The 4,395-nt window shown below is 58.7% G+C and carries 2 protein-coding genes; both read right to left on the bottom strand.

The window, feature by feature from the left end:
• Nucleotides 1-2,877 (bottom strand): GH116 family glycosyl hydrolase (locus tag ABX749_RS23745; RefSeq protein ID WP_372898182.1); only part of this gene is annotated, 2,877 nt, incomplete at its 3' end.
• 402 nt (nt 2,878-3,279) lie between these two features.
• On the bottom strand, nt 3,280-4,395 hold a 1,116-nt coding region (locus tag ABX749_RS23740), incomplete at its 5' end, for a GH116 family glycosyl hydrolase (RefSeq protein ID WP_372898181.1).

The following is a 4,395-nucleotide window of genomic DNA, read 5'->3' as shown; positions in this document are numbered from 1 at the left end:
GTCGTATCGGAATCCGCAGACGGCCATGAAGGCACTGTAGCTCGACATCGCGCGGGCATAGTGGTCGCTGCATTCGATTTCGTTGTACGGGTTGCGGTCTTTCGGCAGATAACGATCGTAAATCGCCTTGCCGATCGCGAGCCCCTTTTCGACCAAGCCTTCCCAGATCATGTGCGCGGCGACCTGCCATTCAAAGCCCGTCATGCATTCATTCAAATAGCCCGCGTAGTTTTTCTTGCCGCTCTTGGGCTCGATCTTTCCATGCGGAAACGAACACATGACCAGTCCCGCGTTGCCTTCGACCGCGTACCACCGCCCATCGGTCATGACTTTTCGAAAATCGCCCACATTGGGTGAAAAGTTAAACGTCCAGAGCGATTCCAGCGTTCGACGGATCTTGTCTTGCGGCAGCACGCGGTCCAGGCCCAGATTCAAGAGCCAAAACTCGCCGAGGACCTGATCGATGTGGCAACCGTTGACCGAACCGTGCTTTTCATCTTCGCCCGGACCGGGCTTGTGGATGAAGTGGCCATACTGCTCGTTCCAGAGCATCTCGACCATTTTCGGAGTGCCTTTGGCGACAATTCTCTCATAGCGCTCGGCGACCCCAGGTTGCTTCATTTGTCGCGCCATCACTGCGGATGCCTTGAGCGCGGCGTGGTACAGATTGATCAGCCAATGCACCTGCCCGAACCAGGGCTCGTCCAGCGTGTTGTGCTGGGCGCCCGCCAACAGCCCATCGCCATCGGGGTCCCATTTGCGAATCACGTAATCCATGGAAAGCCGGGTGCGATCCCAAATGCTTTCCAGAAAGCGATAGTCTGTGGTCATCTGGCTCTCGCGCAGGACGCGAAGAATGGTGCCGCACTGACCGTCGATGGCATCGTGAAACGGGGCGATGGAATGGCGAAAGTTGATCGAACCATCGTTCGGTCTGAAGCCCTTGCCGTATTCCACCTTGTCGCGGCATTCGCGTTCGATGACCGGAAAGACCCGCGCCAACCCTTGGGCGTATTGCCAGACGTGCGTGCAGTTTCCCGGACAGCAATTCACGCCTTCGTCCAGGTTGTACATGCCGTCCTGCAGGGCCAAGCGTTCGGCCAACTGGGTCTGCATGCAATTGAGCGTGACAAACGTCCGTTCCAGCAGCCAATGGGGCAACGTCGAATCGTACCAGGTGTCGACCCAAGTCCGAGTCGTCCCGTGCAGTTCCGTTTCCCGAGCGGCCACGGCGGCTGCGGCATCGACCGCGGTCGGCCACAAGGTCGAATAAAAATTGATGTCGTGGGCGCCAGGTTTGCGTCCGAACGACGTGACGTAGTTTGCATTCGGGAATCGCCAGGACAGCGCGAAGGAAACGGTCGTTTCCTCGCCGGGTTGGAGCGTCAGCTGTCGTCCGATGGAGGCAAATCCCCGTTCACGAAGCGGTCGTTGGTGAACCGCGTCCGGTTCCGCGTTTGGTCGCTCGGAGGGAAACAGACCCGAGGCGCCCGGTTGCGACCGCTCGATGTCCACGATGTCCGGCTTCTCGTCGCCGAGCAACCCCAACGCGACCGCGCCGAAATCCGCTGCCCGATCCAAAGCGGACTCGGATGGTTGTTTCGGAGGATGGGTCGAGAACACGATGTGGTCGATGTCGATGTGTCCCCATCCGCCGGACGATGCATCGAGTATTTCGAGGTGGGCTTGCTGGCCGGACAGTTCGGCGACATTCCAGCTGGCCCATACCATGGCGTCGGACTGATCGCCTGCGGCGGACCGGACCTTCTTTCCATCGACCCACAAGCTGATGTTCAATTTCTTCTCGTCCCGTCCGCCGGCGATCAGGAAATTGATGTAGGGCTTTTCGATCTTGAACTCGGGTGAGATCAGTTTTCCCTGGGGCTCGTCGCTTCCGGTCCAGGAATTCACCAGACCCTTGCCCTTGAATCCGGATAGTTTCTGAATCGTCCGCGCGCCCGACGCCGGCGCATCACCAAAGGCTTCTCCTTCCACTTTCCAGTCGCCGTAATCACCTGTCTCAAAATCAGCGAACACGACGGATTGTTCGGGCCGACCATCTTCGGCGGCCGGTTTCACCCAGCATTCCACCGCGGACAGTCCATTGCCATGGCGATACCGACTCAATCGGATTCCGTTCTTACCCCGTCCGCTTCGGAAGTTCGAGAAGTTCTCAACCCAACCCGCGATCGCCGTCTGCTGGACCTGATCCGAAGTGTTCTGGATCGTGTAGCGCATCACGATCACGGGATAGCTGGAATCGTCGCGGTTGAGTGGGATGAACGGTGTGTAGGATTCCAGGGTGACACGAACGGGACAGGCCGCATCGGCATACGTTACTTGCGCCATCGGATACTGGTTGGTAAAGACCACATCTTCAAAGCCGTTGGAATCGAGCGTCAAGGTTTGCGTTTTGCCGCCGGAGTTGACCTGCAACGCGAAACCTTGATCCATGGGGGAATGCAGGGTGTCCGGATCGGTGAACCGGGGGCCCTTCCCGATCTGCTTGGCGTCTCTGTTTCCGTCCAGATTCCAGTACCAGAGGCGGCCGTCACCTGCCAGATAAACTTGACCGGTGCAGATGCCGTTGATGGGCATGCCGATGAATTTCAAGTCGTCGCCGGTCGCGCTGAGCGGTTCGCCCCGGGCGTAGAGACTTTCGATCCACTCTTTGCTGAGCTTTTTGTCCGAGGGAATGATGTGCTCAAAGTCTTCGTTGGCAAACGGCCCCGCCATGACATTCATCCGCCCGGCCGCAAGCATCGCGGCCGTCAGCCCAGAGGCTTTCATGAAAGCGCGCCGCCCTGTCGCGGCCGGACTGCAGGAACGGGTGCCACCGCAACAGGTGTTGCTCAAGGGGTCGGATTTCTTGTTCATGTTTGTTCCCGGTTGGATGGGCACGTTGTGGGTTGGTGCATTGTCACATGTAAGGGGTCATCAATGTGCCCCGTTTTGTTTCCAGGCTCAGCCTTCTGAGTCCACCGGCGTAGCCAGTGGTCCAATGACAGCAAGATTCTGGCACCCTTCTCCCCCGCAAATCGTTAACAAGCTTGCTTGTCGATTTGTGGGGGAGAAGGGCTGGGGATGAGGGGGCTGGTGATGGAGTTTGCAGCTCGCATCGCGGATCATCGAGCATTCAGTTGGCCGTTGTCCTTGACACCATTGTGGTCCAGCTGTGTTGCCCCTCACCCCCAGCCCCTCTCCCCAAAAAACGCTCGACGCTGCGCGACTTCGGCGTTTTTTGGGGAGAGGGGAGCCAGTGTATTTTCGAGGGGTCCATCATGCAGCCCAACGCACGTTCATTGTCTGTCCCGCCAGCAGCTCAATGCCATTGCGAAAGCGGACAACCGAACGGCCTTGCCGAGTTTGGAATTCCACCGGAATCTCGTTCCCATCTACCACGACGACTGCACGACTGGCCGCTGTTCCTTTGACTTGGTCCACGACGAATTCGTTCAGCGCGAGCTTGCCGTGGTGCATTTCAATCGAAGCGGTTTGCTGACCGTCCACCACGTTCTGGGTGAAGCTTCCCCAGCCCTCGGCGGTGATGAAGGGAGCCTTGAAGTTGTCCGGCGACACGCGTGGTGCAAACCCGATGCGTCCCTTGGGGCCGTGGTATGCAAACCCGCAAGCGGCCAGGAACACGCCATAGCTGGCCATCGATCGGGCGTAGTGATCACTGCATTCGATCTCGTTGTAAGGATTCCGCTTGTCCGCTCCGTAGCGTTCATGCACCGCCTTTGCGATGGCCAGTCCCTTTTCGACCAGCGGGTCTCCCGGCTCTGCTTCGTAGACCATGTGGGCGGCCACTTGGTACTCAAAGCCGTTCATGCATTCGTTGAAGTAGCCGCCCGGTCCGGTATAAACCGGCGGGTTCTCTTCCGAACGCAGTCGGTCTCCGGGGATCGCCTCGGTTGCACCGCCCTTGGGCCAGGTACACATCACCAAACCGGCTTCTCCCGGCATCGCATACCATCGGAACGCCTGTTCGATTTGAACGTGGTCGAGCGCATACTGCCCGGCGTCGGGGGCGAAGTTGTATTTCCACAGACTCTGAAGTGCAGAAACCGTTTCTTGCTTTGGAATCACTCGCCCCAAGCCCACCTGCTTCATCCAGGCCTGGCCGAGTACTTGATCGATGTGGCAGCCCTTGTTGGAGTTGAGGGCGCGGACGGCTGGATCGGGTTTGTGAATGAAGTACTCGCCGTCAAATAACTCCGCGACGATCTTTTCGGAGCCTCGATCGATCAGCGTGCGGCACTGCGTCGCAAAATCCGTATCGCCCATCTCGATCGCCATCGCTTCGCCGGCCGCCAACGCGGCAAGGTACATTCCACTCAGCCAGCCCATCGGCCCGTACCATGACGCGTCGAGCGTGTGTGGCTGTTTGCCTTC

The organism is Stieleria sp. (assembly GCF_041595215.1).
GTDB classification, from domain to species: Bacteria; Planctomycetota; Planctomycetia; order Pirellulales; family Pirellulaceae; genus Stieleria; species Stieleria magnilauensis.
This window is presented reverse-complemented; position numbering and strand designations above follow the sequence as displayed.